16 protein-coding genes are annotated in these 19,336 nt (G+C 66.9%); 12 read left to right on the plus strand and 4 right to left on the minus strand.

Going from position 1 to position 19,336, the window contains the following annotated elements; translation table 11 throughout:
• The first annotated feature begins 20 nt into the window (after nt 1-20).
• Genes ACPCUW_RS28790 through ACPCUW_RS28820 form a run of 7 tightly spaced genes read left to right on the plus strand, consistent with a single transcriptional unit; the run spans nt 21 to nt 6,815 of the window.
• Nucleotides 21-1,040, plus strand: coding sequence for an MlaD family protein (locus tag ACPCUW_RS28790; RefSeq protein ID WP_423428276.1), 1,020 nt, complete (start codon nt 21-23; stop codon nt 1,038-1,040).
• Nucleotides 1,037-2,047, plus strand: a complete 1,011-nt coding sequence (locus ACPCUW_RS28795) for an MlaD family protein (protein WP_423428278.1) — start codon at nt 1,037-1,039, stop codon at nt 2,045-2,047. Before ACPCUW_RS28790 ends, ACPCUW_RS28795 begins: the two co-directional genes overlap by 4 nt.
• On the plus strand, nt 2,035-3,075 hold the full coding sequence (locus ACPCUW_RS28800; protein WP_423428279.1) for an MlaD family protein: 1,041 nt from the start codon (nt 2,035-2,037) through the stop codon (nt 3,073-3,075). The genes ACPCUW_RS28795 and ACPCUW_RS28800 overlap by 13 nt, the downstream gene beginning before the upstream one ends.
• Nucleotides 3,075-4,169 carry an MlaD family protein gene (locus ACPCUW_RS28805; protein ID WP_423428281.1) on the plus strand — a complete coding sequence of 365 codons (1,095 nt, stop codon included), beginning with the start codon at nt 3,075-3,077 and terminating at the stop codon, nt 4,167-4,169. Before ACPCUW_RS28800 ends, ACPCUW_RS28805 begins: the two co-directional genes overlap by 1 nt.
• Nucleotides 4,170-4,186: 17 nt before the next feature.
• The gene (locus tag ACPCUW_RS28810; RefSeq protein ID WP_423428283.1) at nt 4,187-5,230 is read left to right on the plus strand and encodes an MlaD family protein; all 1,044 of its coding nucleotides are present in this window, start codon (nt 4,187-4,189) and stop codon (nt 5,228-5,230) included.
• Nucleotides 5,227-6,186, plus strand: coding sequence for an MlaD family protein (locus tag ACPCUW_RS28815; RefSeq protein ID WP_423428285.1), 960 nt, complete (start codon nt 5,227-5,229; stop codon nt 6,184-6,186). The genes ACPCUW_RS28810 and ACPCUW_RS28815 overlap by 4 nt, the downstream gene beginning before the upstream one ends.
• Before the next feature lie 32 nt (nt 6,187-6,218).
• Nucleotides 6,219-6,815, plus strand: coding sequence for a hypothetical protein (locus ACPCUW_RS28820; RefSeq protein ID WP_423428287.1), 597 nt, complete (start codon nt 6,219-6,221; stop codon nt 6,813-6,815).
• A gap of 31 nt (nt 6,816-6,846) precedes the next feature.
• On the opposite strand, the gene ACPCUW_RS28825 is transcribed toward ACPCUW_RS28820, so the two are convergent.
• From ACPCUW_RS28825 to ACPCUW_RS28835, 3 genes are all read right to left on the minus strand, one after another.
• Entirely contained in the window at nt 6,847-7,281 is a 435-nt protein-coding gene (locus ACPCUW_RS28825; RefSeq protein ID WP_064909351.1) for a pyridoxamine 5'-phosphate oxidase family protein, read from the minus strand.
• 263 nt (nt 7,282-7,544) lie between these two features.
• The gene (locus tag ACPCUW_RS28830; protein WP_423428289.1) at nt 7,545-9,590 is read right to left on the minus strand and encodes an FAD-dependent oxidoreductase; all 2,046 of its coding nucleotides are present in this window, start codon (nt 9,588-9,590) and stop codon (nt 7,545-7,547) included.
• Nucleotides 9,591-9,639: 49 nt separating this feature from the next.
• Nucleotides 9,640-10,794, minus strand: coding sequence for an acyl-CoA dehydrogenase family protein (locus ACPCUW_RS28835; protein WP_423428290.1), 1,155 nt, complete (start codon nt 10,792-10,794; stop codon nt 9,640-9,642).
• A gap of 593 nt (nt 10,795-11,387) precedes the next feature.
• Here ACPCUW_RS28835 and ACPCUW_RS28840 point away from each other — a divergent pair.
• From ACPCUW_RS28840 to ACPCUW_RS28860, 5 genes are read left to right on the plus strand one after another with little or no spacing between them, the layout of a single operon-like run.
• A complete protein-coding gene (locus tag ACPCUW_RS28840) occupies nt 11,388-13,010 on the plus strand; it encodes an acyl-CoA carboxylase subunit beta (RefSeq protein WP_423428292.1) in 1,623 nt (540 codons plus the stop codon).
• Between the two features lie 4 nt (nt 13,011-13,014).
• Entirely contained in the window at nt 13,015-14,994 is a 1,980-nt protein-coding gene (locus ACPCUW_RS28845; RefSeq protein ID WP_423428293.1) for a biotin carboxylase N-terminal domain-containing protein, read from the plus strand.
• Between the two features lies 1 nt (nt 14,995).
• Nucleotides 14,996-15,799 carry a TIGR03084 family metal-binding protein gene (locus tag ACPCUW_RS28850; RefSeq protein ID WP_423428294.1) on the plus strand — a complete coding sequence of 268 codons (804 nt, stop codon included), beginning with the start codon at nt 14,996-14,998 and terminating at the stop codon, nt 15,797-15,799.
• Between the two features lie 11 nt (nt 15,800-15,810).
• Nucleotides 15,811-17,634 carry an acyclic terpene utilization AtuA family protein gene (locus ACPCUW_RS28855; RefSeq protein ID WP_423428295.1) on the plus strand — a complete coding sequence of 608 codons (1,824 nt, stop codon included), beginning with the start codon at nt 15,811-15,813 and terminating at the stop codon, nt 17,632-17,634.
• Entirely contained in the window at nt 17,627-18,256 is a 630-nt protein-coding gene (locus ACPCUW_RS28860) for a TetR/AcrR family transcriptional regulator (RefSeq protein ID WP_423428297.1), read from the plus strand. Before ACPCUW_RS28855 ends, ACPCUW_RS28860 begins: the two co-directional genes overlap by 8 nt.
• A gap of 184 nt (nt 18,257-18,440) precedes the next feature.
• Here the strand turns inward: ACPCUW_RS28860 and ACPCUW_RS28865 are convergent, their stop codons facing one another.
• Nucleotides 18,441-19,223 (minus strand): nuclear transport factor 2 family protein, encoded by a 783-nt coding sequence (locus ACPCUW_RS28865; RefSeq protein WP_228799447.1) that lies wholly within the window; start codon nt 19,221-19,223, stop codon nt 18,441-18,443.
• Between the last annotated feature and the right edge of the window lie 113 nt (nt 19,224-19,336).

Raw genomic sequence — 19,336 nt, forward strand, 5'->3', positions numbered from 1 at the left:
CGAATTACACAATTCCCGGAATGGCGACCTCGCGGCGCCGGGTGCTCGCGATCGGCTCCGCCGTGGCGGCGGTGGCAATGGGTGTGACCTTGACCTGGGCAGGCTGGCGCGGCGGCGACGGACAGATGCGCGTCGATGTGCTGACCGAGCAGATCGGTGACGGCATCGTCGTCGGCTCGCGCGTCCAGATCGACGGGGTAGCGGTGGGAGCCGTCGGCAATATCGCCGAGGCGGGACCCGGTCGGCAGCGAATCACACTGGCGCTCGACGACTCCGGAGTTCCCGGCCTCACCGATCACCTGGCTGTCGATTATGTGCCGAGCAACCTGTTCGGGATCAGCGAGCTCCGGTTGTCGCGTGGCCAGGGCGGCACCCCGGTGCATGCCGGCTCGATCGTGGATCTGACTCGCGCGCAAGCGAATCGAGTACACGACGCCACCATGGGGGCGCTGCTGCGGTCGCTGTCCGACGTGCTGCCCAGTGTGATGACCCCGCAGCTCACCCAACTGCTGACCCAGGTCGCCACCGATGTGAAGGCCTTCGCCCCGATCCTGGAAGCGCTGATCACCACCACGCGTCTCGCCGCCGAAACCCAGCGGCTGCTGCCCTCGGAACTGTTCGGAAACTATGCCCAGGGCCTGTCCGGCCTTCCGTCACTGTTGTCCGGAAGTGTGGTGCAGCTGACCAGCTTCGGACGGATCCAGGTATTGCGCACCGACCGGCAATGGTTCGACGACGGTGTGAGCCTGATGTCCGATCAGGTCTTCCCTGCCATCGGCTCGACCGCCGATACCGCCGAGCGATATCTGGGGCCCTACACCGACATGCTCGCACCGTTGTTCGCGGCCCTCGCGCACACCGTGCCGGATCCACAGCGTTCCGGCGCGGAGCTGCGGCAGCTGCTCGATGCGATCGGCGGGGCCTTCCAGCCGTCTCCGAACGGGCCCGTACTGAATCTGGATGTGACCCTGCGTGGTGTGCCCGGGCTCGCGCAGCCGTTGCTCGGCACCGTGCCCGGCGCGGGCGGAGGTGCGCGATGAAGTCACTCACGGCTGTCACCTGGCGGCTGGCGCTGTTCACGGCGGTGATGCTGGTGCTGGTGACGGTGATCGTGCAGGCCATCCAACGGCCCGTGGGCGGTACGGTCGACCACTACACGGCGTTGTTCACCGACGCCAACGGGCTCGCATCCGGTGCCGACGTCCGCATGTTCGGCGTGCAGGTCGGCAAGGTCGATTCCGTCACCCTCGACGCCGGCAACAAGGCCCGGGTCCGATTCACCGTCCGCCACGACCGGCCGGTGTACGACACCAGCACGCTGGCCATCCGCTACCAGAGTCTGACCGGGCAACGGTATGTCGATGTGCGGCAACCGGATCGGCCCGGAACCCAGCTGGCCGCGGGCACGACCGTCGGCGTCGACCACACCACGCCGTCGTTCGACATCACCACACTGTTCAACGGGCTCAAACCGGTCCTGGCCGAGTTCTCGCCCGAGGCGCTGAACCAGTTCACCAGCAGCATGCTGGCTGTCGTCCAGGGTGACGGGGAGGGGATCGGTCCCGCACTCGACGCGATCGACAAGCTCAGCGGCTACGTCACCGACCGGCAGGCGGTGATCTCGGTGCTGATTCACAACATGCGTATCGCGGCCGACCAGCTCGGTGGCCGGTCCCCGGAGGCGGTCACACTGCTCGACGGACTGGTGCATGTCTTCGTCGTGCTGCGGCAGAAGATGGACGGAGTGGTCGAGCTGGCGGTGACCGGGCCTCCGGTGCTGAAACCGCTCGACGAGCTGGCGGCGACACTCGGCCTGACTCCGGGCGCCGACCCCGACTTCGACACTGCGCTGCGGGCGGCGTTCCCGGACCCGCAAGCGGCGGTGAACCTGCTGGGCAGGCTGCCCGGCCTGCTCCAGAGTTTGAACGATCAACTGCCCGCGGCGAATCCGGCCGCGCCATCACCCTGCTCGAAAGGGAACGCGCCGGTGCCGGCGGCGCTGCAGGTACTCATCGCAGGACAAAGGATTTCGGTATGCAAAGGCTGAGCAGACTCCGCACGGGGAGGGCGCCACGCAACCGGCCGCCCGCGGACCACGTGCGGGCGCGAGCGCGCCGCGAGCTGCGGTTCGGTATCGCGGGTCTGGTTGCGGTCGTGGCGATTCTGGCCGCCGTCGGCATCGTTTACGTGCTTCCGCTGGGCAAGTCCACCTATCGGGCCGAACTCGCCGAGGCCGGGTCGGTGAAGGCCGGTGACAGTGTGCGGGTGGCCGGTGTCCCGGTGGGGGAGGTGACCGCACTCGACCTGCTCGACGATCGGGTGCGCATGACGTTCACGGTGGATTCGCACGTCTTCATCGGAGACCGGACCACCCTCGACATCCGCATGCTCACCGTGGCCGGCGGCCACTATGTCGCTGTCGCGCCGGCAGGCGCCACGGCACTGGGGTCGAAACCCATTCCCGTCGATCATGTTTCGCTGCCCTACAGCCTCGAGCAGACCTTCCGGGATGCGGCCGCGCCGATCGCGCATATCGACGCGGGCACCCTGCGGGAGAATCTCACCGCGCTGCAGCAGGCAACGACCACCACGCCCGAGGGCATCCGGAGGATGGGCGCGGCACTGGACTCGATCGTCACGATCCTGCAGCAACAGAATTCCGACATCTCGCGAACGCTCGGTGTCGCATCCGAATTCGGCGCCGCGCTGGACTCCGTGAAAGCACAGATCGGGCAATTGATCGGCAGTATCGGCAGTATCGAGACCATCGCGGCCGGCAAGCGCGCGGAGATACGCGAGGCGCTGTCTCTCACCGCCGACCTGACCTCGCGGCTGGCGGCCCTGGAACCGGGCTGGAAAAACACGCTGCAGCCCATGTCGGACGCTCTCGTCACCGCCTTGCCGCAACTGCAGGAGCTGGGAAAACGTCTGGACGGTGTGCTCGCTTCGCTGCACGGGATGGGCCAGCGCCTGCAATCGTTGATCGGTCCTGCCGGAGTCGTGACCGTGGACCGGTCGGCGGCGCCGATGTCACTGCCGGCCGTCTGTATTCCGCTGCCGGGACAGGGGTGCTGATGCTGTACCGCTTTCTCGCCTCGCGTGGGTTCATCTCGATCTTCGGAGTGTCGGCGTTGGCCGCGGCCGCGGTTGCCGCCTACCTGACGGTGGTCGCACCACCTCGGGCAATGCAGAGCTATTGCGCGATCATGCCCGACGCCATCGGTCTCTATCCGGGCAATCACGTGACGATGCTCGGTATCACGGTCGGCACCGTCACCGCCGTTCGTCCCGAAAACGGCACGGTACGAGTGGATTTCACGGTGGAACGGGACCATCCGCTCAAAGGCACGGTGAGCGCGACAACCTTTTCCGACACACTCGCGGCCGACCGCAACCTCGCCGTGCTGTCGGACGGAAAAGCCGTGAACCGGTGGAATCCCGGTACCTGCATCACCAAGACCCTGACACCCAAAAGCATGACTCGGACGCTCGCCGCCATCACCGATCTGGCCACCCAGCTCAACGCCGACGGCGGGCATGCGGTCTCCGGGAGTGTGAACGCCCTGAACAACGCCACGGTGGGCACCGGGCCGCGAATGAACGAGCTGATCGGCAAACTCGGCGCGGCATTGAATTCCCCGGATGCCGCGATCGGCCACATCGGCGAACTCATCGACGCGCTGGCATCGCTGTCGTCCAGCGCACTGGCCAACTGGCCCGAAATCAAGGCCACGCTAGAAGGATTCGGCCCGCTGTTCGATCAGACCGACAACGAGATCCTGTCGGAGGGGGACGTCATCGGCAAGCAACTCCGTGTTCTGGTGCCGTGGATCAACGGTCTCGCGCGGCAATACGGCGGACCGCTGCTCGGCGGAATCGATGCTGTAGCACCGTATCTGCATCTGCTGGCCGCCCATATCGGCAGTGTCCGCGAACTGATCGGGATGGTTCCGGCCGTGGTGTCGGCGTTCACCCGATCGACGGATCCGGTGACGGGCGCCCCGACAGTGGTGTACGCGGCTCCCCGCGTCGCGGTGCCACAAGGCGATGCGGATCGACTCTGTGCCGCGGTGAACGCGGCCATGCCCGGGAAATGCGCCTCCGCCGGTGACGGGATGGCGGACCTGAATCTGGCGGGAGTCGTCCTGGGACTGGCGGGCGCCCGATGAAACTCTCGATCTCGGCAATGCGACTTTCGGTGTCCGCGGTGGTGGTGATCGCGGGATCCACGGTGGCCGGCTGTGGCTTCGATCCCACATCGATCCCGGTTCCGGGCAGTACCGTCTCGGGCCCCACCTATCGAGTGCACATCGAGTTCGCCACCGCGCTCAATCTGCCGGCCCATGCCAAGGTGGCGGCGAACGGGCGCACGGTCGGCAGCCTCGACAGTGTGCGAGTGATCGACCCGGCCGCGAACCACAAGGGGTATGTCGTTGCGGATGTGGACATCTCCGAGGGGGTCCGGTTACCGGCGTCGACCACCGCGCAGTTGCGGCAGAGCACCGTCCTGGGCGATATCTACATCGCGTTGACCACCCCTGCGGACGGGTTCGGCACGACGATCCCCGGTAACGGACTCATCCCCCTCGAGCGCACCCGCCCGCCGCTGCAGATCGAGGATCTGCTCAGCGGATTGGCGACCTTCGTCGGCGGGGGAGCCGTCACAAAGTTCCAGGACATCGTCGACCGGATGAACGCCACCCTGCCCGCCGACCCGCGCGAGACCGCCGGCTTGTCGAGGCTGATGGGAACCGATTTCACCGATCTCGCGACCAATCTGGACCAGGTCTCGGCGCTGGGCCGCACGGTGGCGGCCGACGTCGATTCGGTCACGCAGGTGCGTGACGATCTGGCCGAACTGCTGTCGAAGGAAGGCGCGACGCAGGTGACGGTGGCGACCACGTCGATCGCGAAGATGCTGGGCGTGCTGGGGGCGATCGGTTCGATCACCCAGGGCATCGGCTGGCTCGCGCCCATCGCCGCGTCGGGCGACGCCGCGGCCGAAGCACTTGTCCCCCTGTTGTTCACCGCGCGACCTCTGGACCTGAACGCGCCCTCCAACCTCAACCGGTTGGTCTCGGTGTTGCGTGACGACCTGATTCCCTTCGTCGAGCAGGGCCCGAAGGTGAACATCACGGGCGTGCACGTCACGGACGCGGAGCCCAGCCCCGCCGACGACCAGGTGGATCGAATCCTGGCCACCCTGCGCATGATCGGAGCCGTCCGGTGAAAGCCAGTTCGCTGCTGTCCCTCGGTGCGATCGCCGCCGTTTTCGTCACCGGTGCGACGTACATGAGCTTCGGTGTGGTGCGCGTCGACTGGCTCACCAGGTACGACACCTTCACGATGGCGCTACCGGACTCGGCCGGCCTGGTTCCGCGTTCCGCGGTGCTGTTGTCGGGGGTGAAAGTCGGCGAGGTCGCGGCCGTCTCGGTCGCGAACACGGGCGCGCAGGTCCGCCTGCGGGTGCGCGACGACTACCGCATTCCGGCATCGAGTTCGGTGTCCATCGAGCAGCTGTCCGCGCTGGGTGAGCCCTACGTCGAGTTCGTTCCGAGCGGTGCGGGCGGGGCATATCTGCGCGACGGGCAGCGCATCGACACCGCGAAGCTGACCGCGCCGCCGTCCATCCCGGAGATGGCGCGCGCGGTCACCGATCTGCTCGCTCAGGTGGATCCGAAATCCCTTGCCGCCCTTGTCGATACCTTCCATCAGGGTTTGGCCGGCACCGAGGCGATCGTGCCGGAGCTGTCGCGATCGACCGATCTCCTCGCCGCCACGCTGCTGAGCCGGACACCGCAACTCCGGGCGTTGATGAGCAATCTGCAGGCACTCGGCGCCGACATCGATTGGATGGGCGCGGACATGAAGGCCGGCGGGCCGTACTGGGGGCAGTTCGGCGTGGGCGTGAAGCAGGTGGTGGACACCGTCGAATCGGTTTTCCGTGTCGGGAAGTTCCCTGACGATTACGTCACCGGCACCGGACTGGCGCCGCTGTTGCCCCAGCTCGACTGCCGGCTCCAGAAGATCGGACCCGACCTGCTCGCGCTGGCGCCGGCACTCCGGCCCGCCGTCGCGGATGCCACCGATGTGGCCGCGCGCATCGATCTCGGCAGCCTGATCAGCCAGGCGGTGCACGCCACCGGCGACGGCCGGTCGCTGAAGTTGTCCATCGACGTCAAATGATCCATCGATACATCCAGTGAGGCAGAGCGACAATGGCAACCGAAACCCTCGACCCGAAGACCGGCACACCCGACGACGCCCCCGCTGCGTCCCCTCGCGCCAGGCGACGGACCGTCTCATTACGACTGTCCACCGTGGCAACCGCGGCTGTGGCCCTGATCGCGGTCGCCGTGATCGCGGTCCTCGCCATGTTTCTGTGGTCGGCGCGCGGAGATATCTCCGAGCGCGAGGCGGCCGACAGTGACCGTGCCAAGGCCGAGCAGGTCGCCTCCGACTACGCGGTGGGCGCCTCGACGATCGACTACAAGAATGCCAACGCCTGGCTGGGCAAACTCCAGGCCGGCACCTCGGCGCAGCTCGCGGACAAATTCAAGGCCACCGCGCCGCAACTGGAGGCGATTCTCACCCCGCTGCAATGGAATTCGACCGCGCAGCCGATCACCGCGAAGGTGATGTCGGAGTCGAACGGCGTGTACAAGGTCGACGTGTTCCTCAACGTCTCCTCCACCAGTGTGCAGACACCGCAGGGCGGCCAGACCACGGTCACCTACAACGTCGCTCTGGACCGGAATTCCGGCTGGAAGATCACCGATGTCGGCGGTATGGACGGTGCGCTGCCACTGAAGTGACGCCCGGTGTCCTCGCCGATGCCGTTGCCGGTCAGCGTTTTTCGAAACGGCCGGTTCGCCGCCCGAGCCGGATTCGGTAGACGGACGCGTGGCCGCCGCCGGCCGACCCCGCGTCGTGTTCCGGTGGACTCGTACTGCTGGACAGCAGCGGCAGCAGCCGGTCGACGAGCAATCGCATGCCCGCCTCGGCGTCCGGCCCGCTGAGTTCTTCGAACGTCCCCCAGGCGATCACGCTCTGCCAGTTCGCCAGATTGTCCACGTGCTCGACCTCGAAGCAGACATCCGGGTGGGCACGCATCGCGCGCAGCTTGTCTCCGTCGGCCGAATGCCCGTACACACACTCGCCGTCGTAGACGTAGGTGACGGGGACGACGTACACGTGGCCGTCGCTGAGGCAGCCGATACGCCCGACCACCTCGCTGCGCAGCACCGACTCGATCTGTGAATCCTTCAGTTCGCCCAGCATCACCGGCACCTCGACTTTCTGGGTCGACGGACAAAGCGGCGAGTGGGTATCGCCCGGCGGATGCCGTTCACCGGCGTCGGCACTTCCGCTCCGACCAACCTTCCTTCGTTCGAGAGTGCCGTCCGCCGTCGAGTGACGACAGGGCCGAAATGCCCTTCTCCGCTGCGGCCCTGCCCGCGCTGCCGCGGTCGGCACAGCCTCGCAGCCGCGAATCGTACGGATGCGCGGGCAGGCGTCGGGCTCGGTGACGCCCGCCCGAGGCGTCAGACCGTGAGTGCCGAGCGGGTGGCTTCGTCGATGGCCCCGACGGCGTCCAGTTCGGTGGCGACGTGGGCGCCGCCGATCAACTGAGCGTCGATACCTCGTTCGGCGAGCAGGCGATGGAGCGAGCGGTTGCTCTCCTGGCCCGCGCAGATGACGACGGTGTCGCAGGAGTGGACATGGCGCTGCCCGGCGATGGTGTAGTGCAGGCCCCGGTCGTCGATGCCGTCGTATCGCGCTCCGGTGATCTCGGCGACACCGGCCTTGCGTAGCCGGCTGCGCAGAATCCAGCCGGTGGTCTTGCCCAGGCCGCGACCCATCGGTTCGAATCTACGTTGGAACATGGTGATGTCGTGGGCGGGCCGGGAGTCCGCAGGCGGGCTCGTGACGTCGCCGCGGAGGCCCGAATCAGGCTCGGCCACGCCCCATTCGCGCAAGAACATATCGGGGTCGAGGGCGACGCGGGGATTGCCCACGAGAAACTCGGCAGTGTCGAAGCCGATACCACCTGCCCCGATGATGGCTACCCGTCGTCCGGGAATCACTCGGCCGGTGAGGATTTCGACGTAGGACACGACCGTGGGATGGTCCATGCCGGGGATATCCGGTTGCCGCGGGGTCACGCCCGTGGCCAGCACGATGTGGTCGTAGTCCGCACCGGCCAGGTCGTCGGCGCCCACGGGTTTGCCCAAGCGCACGTCGACGCCGACGCGCTGCAGCCGGACCCGGTAGTAGCGGATTGCCTGGTCGAACTCGGACTTGCCGGGAACCTTCCTGGCCATGTTCCACTGCCCGCCGAGCTCGTCGGCGGAGTCGTAGAGGGTGACCGCGTGGCCGCGTTCGGCGGCGGTGAGCGCGTACGCCATCCCGGCCGGACCACCGCCGACGACCCCGATGCGCTTACGGACAGCGGCTGTTTCGGCGATGAACTCGATTTCCCGTCCGGCGCGCGGATTGACCATGCAGGAGGCGGTCCGGTCGGTGAAGATGCGGTCCAGGCAGGCCTGGTTGCACGCGATGCACGTGTTGATCTCGTCGGTCCGGCCGGTGCGAACCTTGGCCGCGAAGGCGGGGTCGGCCAGCAGCGGGCGAGCCATGGACACCAGATCCGCGGTCCCGTCCGCGAGCAGTGCCTCCGCCACATCCGGATCGTTGATCCGGTTGGAGGCGATCACCGGCACCGTCACCGCGGCTTTGACGCGCCGGACGGCGAAGGCCCAGGCCGCGCGTGGAACGCTGGCGGCGATGGTGGGCACCGTGGATTCGTGCCAGCCGATGCCGGTGTTGATGGCATCGGCGCCGGCCGCCTCGATGCGGCGGGCGAGTTCGGTGATCTCGTCACCGGTGAGGCCGCCCTCGACGAGATCGATCGCCGAGATGCGGTACATCAGCAGGAAATCGGGGCCGAGGCGCTCGCGGATGCGGCGCACGATCTCGACGGGCAACCGGAGCCGGCCGTCGAGGTCGGCGCCGAACTCGTCGGTGCGATCGTTGGTTCGCGGCGAGATGAACTCGTTGATGAGGTAGCCCTCGGAGCCCATGATCTCGACTCCGTCGTAGCCGGCCTCACGCGCCAGCTCCGCGGCGCGAACGTACTGGGCGATGATCTCCCAGATCTCCGCCGTCTCGAGGACCCGCGGCGCGTATCGGTTGATGGCGGCACGCTCCGCGGACGGGCCCACACACTCGGGCACCTTGGCGTAGCGACCGCCATGCAGCAGCTGCAGCACGATCGAAGAGCCCGCATCGTGCACCGCGGTGCATACCGCACGGTGCGAGTCGAGCTCGTGATCGTCGTCTATGACGCCGGAGTCGTGGGCGTCGAAGCGGCCGCACGGATGCGGCGAGTAAGCGCCGGTGATGATGAGCCCGATCCCACCGCGGGCTCGCTCGGCGTAGAAGGCGGCCAGGCGCTCCGCCGGTCGATCGACGGTTTCCAGGCGGGTATGTATCGCGCCCATCACCATGCGGTTGGGAAGCGTGACCGGGCCGAGCCGCAGCGGGGCCAGCAGGTGTGGATGTGCATCGGTGGAGGGCGATTGGTTCACGGAGACTCCAGAGGTCGGTTGGCGAGTGGTGTGTCGACTCGACGGCCGGTCAGTACGACTTCGGTAGTCCCAGGCTGTGCTGGGCGATGTAGTTGAGGACCATCTCCCGGTTCACCGGCGCGATGCGCAGCAGACGCGCGAGGCCCCACAGGGGGATCAAGCCGTATTCGACCGACATCCCGTTGCCGCCGTGGGTCTGGATCGCGGCATCCACGGCGGCCAGAGCGGCTTCCGCGGCGGCGTATTTGGCCATGTTCGCCGCTTCGCCCGCGGGTTGCCCCTGGTCGTGCAGCCACGCGGCGCGCGCGGTGATCAATGCGGCGGTCTCGACCTCGATCTTGGCCTTCGCCAAGGCGTGTGAGACACCCTGGTGTGTGGCGATGGGAGTGCCCCAGACCGAACGGTTGCGGGCGTAGTCGGCTGCTCGCTGCAGCGCGTAACGCCCGATGCCGACGCACAGCGCCGCGCCGACGATGCGTTCCGGATTGAGTCCGTGGAAGACCTGGACGAAACCGTCGCCCTCGCTGCCGACGAGCCGATCGGCGGCGACCCGGACACCGTCGAAGAAGAGGGTGAACTGCTTCTCGGGCAACTGAGCGGCCACCGGCAACTGCTGGCACACCAGGTTGGGCGCGTCGGTGTCGACGATGAACAGCGACAGGCGTCCACGTCCGGTCTCCGGATCGATTCCGGTGCGGGTGACCACGAGAATCGCGTCGGCCTCGTCCACGCCGGAGATGTAGTACTTGGTTCCACGCAGTACCCACTCATCGCCGTCGCGTTCGGCGGTCGTGGCGATACGGTGCGAATTGGATCCTGCGTCGGGTTCGGTGATCGCGAAGGCCATCTTGGTCCGACCCGCGGCGAGCGGTGGCAACCAGCGTGCACGCTGCTCATCGGTTCCGTAGCGGGTGATCACCTCGCCACAGATCGCGGCGGACACCAGCAGCAACAACATCGGGCAGCCCGTTGCGGCAGATTCCTCGCACACGATCGTGAGTTCGGCGAGCCCGGCGGCGCCGCCGCCGTACTCCTCGGGCAGGTTGACGCCGATGAAACCCGCATCACCCAGTGCCTGCCACAGCTCGGTGGTGGGCTCGCCGCTCCGGGCCCGTTCGGCGTAGTAGTCGCCGCCGAATTTCCGGACCACGGCGGCCACCGCTTCGCGCAGTGCGCCCTCGTGTTCGGTCTCGATGAATTCCATCAGTACTCCTTCGCAGTCGGCAGTGTGGCGGACGTGTCGGGACGTGTGAAAGTCATTGCACGCCAACCCTTCCGGTGGGGTCGGTGGAGGATGCGCCGACGTGCCGGGATTCCGGCGGCGCCACAATCGACGGCGCAGGCGGTGCGTGCCGGGTCTTCGTATCGAGGGGCCGATCCCGCATCGGGCGCCATCGCTGTTCTCCGGTCACCCGCGGTAGTAAGTTACTTTGAATTCACTAAAAGCGATAGACCTCGCGCGATGGTGCCACGGTGATGTGCATCGAACTGGGACAATGGCGCGTAGATGTGACTGGATTCACCGTCGGAACCGGTGGTGAACCTAGGTTTCAAGCACGGATGGACCGCCGGTCGTCGGCCTCTCGGCGGGGAAATGGCCTGTTGTGCGGGGTGGGGGACCGTGTTAACTTCTACAGAAGTGAATTCGAATTTACTAACTTAGCGGACAGTCGCGGCGGTTCGGGGGGCCGACGGGATCGGAAGGGATGCGCGGCAACGAGTTCGCCGGACAGCCGCCTTCGCCCTGCCACGTTCGTACCGGTGCGGTGCACACGTCCGCGTCGGAGAAGGAGCTACATGAGCACGACCACGCGGTCCGAGACCAGTCCTATTCGCTCTCGGCTCGACACGACGTCCCAGACCTTCGGCACCAACCGAGAGGCCCAGCTTCGCAACCTCGCGGAACTGGACAACCAGCTCGATCTGGCACGAGCGGGTGGCGGCGAACGATACATCCGCCGGCACCACGAACGCGGCCGGCTGCTCGCTCGCGAACGTATCGAGTTGCTCCTGGATCGCGATGCGCATTTCCTCGAGCTGTCGAGCCTGGCCGCCTGGGGCACGGAGTTCACCACCGGGGCGAGTGTCGTCACCGGTATCGGCGTCGTCGCCGGCGTCGAGGTGGCGATCATCGCGCACGACCCCACCGTGCGCAGTGGTGCGATGAACCCATGGTCGTTGAAGAAGACACTGCGTGCGCTCGAAATCGCCCGCGCCAACCGGCTTCCGGTGATCAATTTGGTGGAATCGGGGGGTGCAGATCTGCCGAACCAGGCCAATCTGTTCGTTCAGGCCGGTCAGATCTTCCACGACCTCAGTGACCTGTCGGCTCGCGGAATACCCACGATCGCATTGGTTTTCGGAAACTCCACCGCGGGTGGCGCGTATGTGCCGGGAATGTGTGACCACGCCGTTCTCGTCGACCAGCAGGCGAAGGTTTTCCTGGGCGGCCCGCCGCTGGTGAAGATGGCGACCGGTGAGGACGCCGACGACGAGGATCTCGGCGGCGCGGCGATGCATGCCCGCGTCTCCGGCCTCGCCGATCATTTCGCGGTGGACGAGCACGATGCCATCCGCATCGGCCGCCGGATCGTCTCCGAACTCAATTGGCGCAAGCGGGGTCCCGGACCGACGTTGCCCGCCGACCCACCGCTCTACGATTGCGAGGAACTTCTCGGCATCGCGCCCGCGGACTTCCGGGTGCCGTTCGACCCGCGCGAAGTCATCGCTCGCGTCGTGGACGGCTCACGCTTCGGTGAGTACAAGCCCGAGTACGGCACGAGCCTGGTCACCGGGTGGGCATCCATCCACGGATTTCCCGTCGGAATCCTGGCCAACGCCAACGGCGTTCTGTTCAGCGAAGAAGCGGAGAAGGCCACCGAGTTCATCCTGCTGGCCAACCAGACCGACACCCCGCTGGTCTTCCTGCAGAACACCACCGGATACATGGTGGGAACCACCTACGAGCAACGCGGCATCATCAAAGACGGCGCCAAGATGATCAACGCCGTCACCAACAGCACGGTCCCGCATTTCACCATCAACATGGCCGCCTCGTTCGGAGCGGGCAACTACGGCATGTCCGGCCGGGCCTATAGTCCACGGTTCATGTTCGCCTGGGTCGGCGCCAAACTCGCGGTCATGGGCGCGGCCCAATTGGCGGGAGTGCTGTCGATCGTCGGCAAGGCCGCGGCGGCGAATTCGGGACGAGAATTCGACGAGGACGCCGATATCCGCCGCCGCCAGGAGATCGAACAGCAGATCGCCGCGGAATCACATTCCTTCTTCATCAGCGGCAAGGTCTACGACGACGGCGTCCTGGACCCACGCGACACGCGAACCGTACTCGGTATCGCCTTGTCGGCTGCGCATTCCGGACCGGTCGAGGGCCGCCGTGGCTACGGCGTCTTCAGGATGTGAGCACATGATTCACAAACTTCTCATCGCCAATCGCGCGGAAATCGCCGAGCGCGTGATCCGCACCGCCCGCGATATGGATATCGCGACGGTCGCGGTCTACTCCGACGCCGATGCGGCGGCACCGTTCGTGACGCTCGCCGACGAGGCCGTGGCTCTCCCCGGCTCGGCGCCGGCCGACACCTACCTTCGCGGCGATCTCATCATCCGCGCGGCGCAGCGGACCGGCGCCGATGCCATCCACCCCGGATACGGATTCCTCTCGGAGAACGCGGAATTCGCGCGCTCCTGCGCCGAGGCGGGAATCGTGTTCGTCGGCCCGCCGCCCGAGGCCATCGAGGCGATGGGATCGAAAACGGCGGCCAAGGAACTGATGGCCGCTGCTGGTGTACCGGTGCTCAACGGCCTCGTGGTCGACTCCGACGGGACGGTCGGGGGTCGCCCACTCATGGCGGCCGCGGCCGAGCTGGAATTGCCGCTGCTGGTGAAAGCCTCGTACGGCGGTGGTGGCCGCGGCATGCGCATCGTTCGCGAGCTCGGGTCGCTGCCGGAAGCCGTCGAACGCGCACAGAGCGAAGCGGCCTCCGCGTTCGGTAACGGCGCGGTCTTCCTCGAGCATTACGTCGAGCGGCCACGCCATATCGAAGTCCAGGTTTTCGCCGACGATCACGGCAACACGGTCCATCTGTTCGAGCGCGAATGCTCCATCCAGCGTCGCTATCAGAAAATCATCGAAGAGGCCCCCTCCTCGGCGGTCGACGAGAGCCTGCGCGACAAGCTGGGTAGCGCCGCGGTCGACGCGGCGCGCGCCATCGGATACCGGGGAGCGGGGACGGTCGAATTCGTCATGGATCCGGCCGGCGACTTCTATTTCCTGGAAGTCAACACCCGCCTGCAGGTCGAGCATCCGGTCACCGAGGCGGTGACCGGCACCGACCTGGTTCGTGCGCAGTTGCTCGTCGCCGAAGGCAAACCGCTACCGCCCGAGGTACTTTCGCCGACGCTGCGCGGGCACGCGGTGGAAGTGCGGCTCTACGCGGAGGATGTCGCGGCGGGCTATCTGCCCTCGACCGGCACGGTGCGCCGCTTCGAGGTGCCGGATCTGCCGGGAATCCGGGTCGATTCCGGTATCCGCTCCGGCTCGCGGGTCGGCGTGCACTACGACCCGATGCTGGCGAAGGTCATCGCGTACGGCGCCGACCGGGAGCAGGCGGTGCGCCGCCTGGGCCGGGCGCTGGCGGAGACGGTCGTGCACGGCGTCACGACGAATCGTCAACTGCTGGTGTCGATTCTGCGTGAACCGGAATTCCGGGCCGGCGCGATCGACACCGGCTATCTGGAGCGTCACGATCATGTGGCGATGAGTCGCAGCAACGACCGGCGCGCCGAGGTGGTGCACCTGATCGCCGCCGCCCTCATCGGAGCCGCGCGCCGCAGAGACGGCGCCGCCATTCTGCCGCAGCTGCCGGCCGGATGGCGCAACGTCCCGAGCAGCGCCGCCTGGACCGCGTTTCGAACCGATGACGACACCGAACACCGCATCGCCTACGACCTGCGGCGCGGTGTGGTCACCGTCGATGGCACCGAACACGCGGTCGCGGTACACGACTGTGACTGCGGGCGAATCGATCTCAGCGTCGACGGCGTCCGCACCGTGGTGCGTTCGTCGCGCGTGGCCGATATCGAATATGTCGACAGCGCACTGGGCTCGGCGACGCTGATCGAATCACCACGGTTCACCGATCCCGCCGATACGCAGGAGACGGGATCGCTGCTCGCCCCGATGCACGCCACCGTGATCCGGACAGCTGTCGACGCGGGCGACGCGGTCGCGGCGGGCGATGTCGTGGTGGTGCTGGAAGCCATGAAGATGGAGCACACGGTCACCGCGCCCTATGACGGTTTGGTGACCAGCCTTCCGATCCAGGTCGGATCCACGGTCGAGGGCGGCGCGGTGCTCGCCGTCATCGAGGAGAAGGACCACTGACATGGGTGTGGACTTGACGGGCCTTTGTGCCGACCTGCGTGCCGAGGGTGCGCTGGTGCTCGACGTACTGGAAGCTCTCGGCCCGGAGCAGTGGCGTCTCGGTACCCCGGCGACCGGCTGGACGATCGCGGACCAGGTCAGCCATCTCGCCTACTTCGACGACGCCGCAACTCTCGCGGTCACCGACCCGGAGCGTTTTCGGGTGGAGGCGGACGAACTGGCCGCGCGCGGTGACGATTTCACCGAGTACGTAGCGGCCCGATACCGCGACCGGACCGGGGCCGAGCTGTTGACCTGGTTCGCCGGCGCGCGGGACAAACTCCTCGAGACGATGGCCCAGGCCGATCCGTCGCAGAAACTCCCGTGGTTCGGGCCCCCGATGAGCGCCGCCAGCTCGCTGACCGCGCGCCTGATGGAGACGTGGGCCCACGGTCTCGACATTCGCGACACCCTGGGACTACCGCCGGTCGCCAGTGCGCGGCTGCGCCATATCGCGCATCTCGGGTACGCCACTGTCGGTTGGAGTTTCGTCGTGCACGGTCGTCCGAAGCCCGAGCGATCGCTGCGGCTGGAGCTCTACGGCCCCGGCGGGGCGCCCTGGCAGTGGGGACCGGAGGACGCCGCCGACCGCATCCGCGGGTCGGCACTGGACTTCTGCCTGCTGGTCACCCAGCGCCGGCACCGCGGCGATCTCGGATTGGACGTCGAAGGTTCGATGGCGGCCGAGTATGTCGGTCTGGCACAGATATTCGCCGGCCCGCCGGGAGGCGGTCGAGCGCCGGCGGCGGACGCGGCACACGGTTGATGGGAGTGGATATGGACCACATGTCGGCAACGCGACCGGAGACCGCCGCCCAGGAGGCACGGCGTCCGGTCCGCATCGCCAACTGCTCGGGCTTCTACGGTGACACCCTCTCGGCGGCTCGCGACATGGTCGAGGGCGGCCCGATCGACGTGCTCACCGGCGATTATCTCGCCGAGCTCACCATGTTCATCCTCTACCGGGCACGTCACAAGGATCCGGCCGCAGGCTACGCGAAGACTTTCCTCACCCAGCTGGAGGAGGTGCTGGGAACCTGTCTGGACCGTGGCATCCGGATCGTCGCGAACGCGGGCGGGCTGGCTCCGGGAGTACTGGCCGACGAGATCGGTAAGCTTGCCGCGAGGACGGGGCTCGCTCCGAAGATCGCCTATGTCGACGGCGACGACATCGTCGGCAGGTTGGCCGATATGCGTTCGGCCGGTGAGGCTTTCACGCATGTGGATACCGGCAGACCACTGGCCGATCGCACCGATGCGCCGGTCACCGCCAACGCCTATCTCGGCGGCTGGGGCATCACCGCGGCGTTGCGCGCGGGAGCGGATGTGGTGGTGACCGGAAGGGTCACCGACGCGGCCCTGGTTTCGGGTCCGGCGGCGTGGTGGCACGACTGGGCGCCGGACGACTTCGACCGGATCGCGGGTGCGATGGCGGCGGGCCACGTGATCGAGTGCGGTCCGCAGGCGTGTGGCGGCAACTATCCGTTTATCGAGGAGATAACCGATCGGCGCTATCCCGGATTTCCGCTCGCCGAAGTCGCTGCCGACGGCTCGTCGGTGATCACCAAGCACCCCGACACCGGCGGCGTGGTGTCGACGGGCACGGTCATCGCCCAATTGCTGTACGAGATCGGCGGGCCCGCCTATCCCGGGCCGGATGCCGTATCCCACTTCGACACCGTCGAATTGACACAGCAGGGGCCGGACCGGGTGTCGATCAGTGGAGTCCGCGGGTCGGCGCCACCCGACCGGCTCAAGGTGGCGATGAACTTCCTCGGCGGTTACCGGAATACGATGACCTTCGTGATCACCGGGCTCGACATCGAGGCGAAGGCGCGCTGGGCGCGTCGGCAGATGTTCGCACTGATCGGCGGCGAAGACCGGTTCGACGCTGTCGACGTCGAGTTGCTGCGGTTCGACCACATCGATGCCGACAAGAACGCCGAGGCCACAGCGCACCTGCGGGTCAGTGTGAAAAGCAGCGACGAGCGGGTGGCCGGCCGCGCGTTCTCCGGAGTCGCGACCGCCATGGCGGTCGGCGGCTACCCGGGTTTGCACACCACCACACCGCCCACACCCGCGAGTGCGTTCGGGGTCTACTGGCCCACACTGGTCCGCCGCGATCTCGTCGAGCATCGCGTCACCCTTCCGGATGGCAGCAGGCACGTGGTGCCGAATCCGCCGTTGCTCGACTCTCAGTGTGGCACAGCAACTTTCACCGACCGTCCGAGACAGCCTGGCGTATCGGCGGGGCCCACCCGCCGCGTGCCGCTGGGCACGGTCGTCGGGGCGCGTTCGGGTGACAAGGGCGGCAACGCGAATGTGGGGCTGTGGACACGAGACGACGACGTGTATGCCTGGCTCAGGTCATGGCTCGATGTCGAGCGCTTCCGCGAGCTGGTCCCGGAGGCGGCGGGCCTCGAGCTACGCCGTTACGAGCTCGCGAACCTGCGCGCGCTCAACTTCGTGATCGTCGGCCTGCTCGGCGACGGCGTCGCCGCGTCCACGCGTCCCGACCCGCAGGCGAAGGGCCTGGGCGAATACGTTCGTTCTCGTTACGTCGAGATCCCCGAGTCGCTTCTGGATGGGCATCGTGGCTGAGGCCGGCCGGGCGCGGGGTGCCAAGCTCGCGCGCGTCGACAATGAACCCCCGACCCGGGTCCGCGACCCCGAACGGGCCTCGAAAATTCTCGACGCGGCAGCGGATCTCTTCGCCGCCAACGGCTTTCACGCCGTCAGCCTGGCCGAAGTCGGTCGGGCCGCCGGTATCGTCGGCTCCGGCATCTACCGCCACTTCTCGAGCAAATACGCCGTACTCATCTCGCTGCTCGAGGATGCGATGACGCAACTGCTGGCCAATGCCGACGACATCCTGGCCGAGGGCGCCGACAGCGCGGTGACGATGCGACGGCTGATCCGCAGCCAGATCGAGTTCTGCCTGGATCGCCGTCGCCATGTCCAGCTCTACCGGCACGAGTCGAATGCCTTACAGCCCGAGGATGCGCGGCGTCTGCGCCGCATGCAGCGGCGCTACAACGAGGACTGGACGACGACGCTGCTGGAATTGCGGCCGGAGCTGAGCGAGTCGGCGGCCCGTGCCCTGGTCTATGCCGCGATCGCGGCGATCCAATCATCTGTGACCTACGACAGCGGATTGAGCAGAGACGATCAGATCGACATTCTGTCCGCGGTGGCGGAGACCGTTCTGCACACGGTTTGGTAGCGCAGCCGACCGCAGCCCCCAAGCCATCGAGCGGAAGCGACGACATCGCCGCCCGCGTTCCTGACGGCGCCACGTAGGTAGTGGGCGTACCGGGTGCGGTCCGGTCGTTCGCCCGGGCAGGGCGGGTGACCGATACGGTGCCGCAGCATTCCGGTCACCCACCCTCGTCTGTTCGCAGCAGTCGCTAGCGATCAGTGCCCAACCGGCCCAGCGTCTTTCGTACCGCGGCGCCCGCTGCCGCAGTACGCATCAGCGCGTGGAATTGCCAGCTGTCGTCGCGGGGGAGCAGCATCGAGGACTGCAGCCCGTCCAGGATGTCGAACAGTGTTTCGCCCTCGAACATGCGACCCGAGCTGTCGAAGTGGTAGCGATCCACGGCCGAGACCTGGACGAATCGGCCGGTGCCGGGGATCGCCGGGGCCGAATCGTCGTACGGGTACAGCCGCAGTGGCCCGTCCCAATGCCCGCTGCCGACATAACGGACCGCGAAGCGCACCTGCTTTTCCGGGGTGACGTCGAGGTACACCTGCCCCGGAATCGGGTCGTAACGCCAGTCCGGAATGGCGTCGAAGAAGCAGAAGTTGTACTTCACGAACTCGTCGATCCCGACCATGGTCCGGCCGAACGAGGACACATCTTTCCACCGCACGTCCGGTGCGTAGAGCTCGTCGTTGATGCTCATATCGCGTTCGAGCCAGCTCCACCAGTACTTCTTGGTCCACTCGAGCAACCAGCCCAGCTCGACTCCCAGCTTCTCGTAGAAGGCGAGTTTGGCTTCGAAATCGGCGAACCACTGCACCGCATCGGCGGTCAGCTCATCCTCGGACTTCGAGCGCACCGGCTCGCCGCGATTGCCCGTCACGAATTCCGGCGCGGGCTGCCGCCAGCGGCGTTTCAACAGGGCTCGTTGGAACTTCTCCTCGGAGTAATTCGAGGTGGGGCGCTGGGCCGTGCTCTTGTGTGCCATCGTTTCCGTCTCCGTTGATCGGCCCGGCATATCGCCGGTCATGTTGACAACGTTCGTGTCCACAAGCGATATTGATACAGGACACGGTTGTAGTCAAGATAGAGGAGATTCGA

It is taken from the genome of Nocardia sp. AB354, from assembly GCF_049538315.1.
Taxonomy (GTDB): Bacteria; Actinomycetota; Actinomycetes; order Mycobacteriales; family Mycobacteriaceae; genus Nocardia; species Nocardia nova.

Excerpts from the sequence above, each read along its gene's own strand:
- ACPCUW_RS28820 (WP_423428287.1), top strand. The coding sequence starts at position 6,219 with ATGGCAACCGAAACCCTCGACCCGAAGACCGGCACACCCGACGACGCC.
- ACPCUW_RS28795 (WP_423428278.1), top strand. The coding sequence starts at position 1,037 with ATGAAGTCACTCACGGCTGTCACCTGGCGGCTGGCGCTGTTCACGGCG.
- ACPCUW_RS28850 (WP_423428294.1), top strand. The coding sequence starts at position 14,996 with ATGGGTGTGGACTTGACGGGCCTTTGTGCCGACCTGCGTGCCGAGGGT.
- ACPCUW_RS28805 (WP_423428281.1), top strand. The coding sequence starts at position 3,075 with ATGCTGTACCGCTTTCTCGCCTCGCGTGGGTTCATCTCGATCTTCGGA.
- ACPCUW_RS28825 (WP_064909351.1), bottom strand. The coding sequence starts at position 7,281 with ATGCTGGGCGAACTGAAGGATTCACAGATCGAGTCGGTGCTGCGCAGC.
- ACPCUW_RS28835 (WP_423428290.1), bottom strand. The coding sequence starts at position 10,794 with ATGGAATTCATCGAGACCGAACACGAGGGCGCACTGCGCGAAGCGGTG.
- ACPCUW_RS28865 (WP_228799447.1), bottom strand. The coding sequence starts at position 19,223 with ATGGCACACAAGAGCACGGCCCAGCGCCCCACCTCGAATTACTCCGAG.
- ACPCUW_RS28840 (WP_423428292.1), top strand. The coding sequence starts at position 11,388 with ATGAGCACGACCACGCGGTCCGAGACCAGTCCTATTCGCTCTCGGCTC.
- ACPCUW_RS28790 (WP_423428276.1), top strand. The coding sequence starts at position 21 with ATGGCGACCTCGCGGCGCCGGGTGCTCGCGATCGGCTCCGCCGTGGCG.
- ACPCUW_RS28800 (WP_423428279.1), top strand. The coding sequence starts at position 2,035 with ATGCAAAGGCTGAGCAGACTCCGCACGGGGAGGGCGCCACGCAACCGG.
- ACPCUW_RS28855 (WP_423428295.1), top strand. The coding sequence starts at position 15,811 with ATGGACCACATGTCGGCAACGCGACCGGAGACCGCCGCCCAGGAGGCA.
- ACPCUW_RS28845 (WP_423428293.1), top strand. The coding sequence starts at position 13,015 with ATGATTCACAAACTTCTCATCGCCAATCGCGCGGAAATCGCCGAGCGC.
- ACPCUW_RS28810 (WP_423428283.1), top strand. The coding sequence starts at position 4,187 with ATGCGACTTTCGGTGTCCGCGGTGGTGGTGATCGCGGGATCCACGGTG.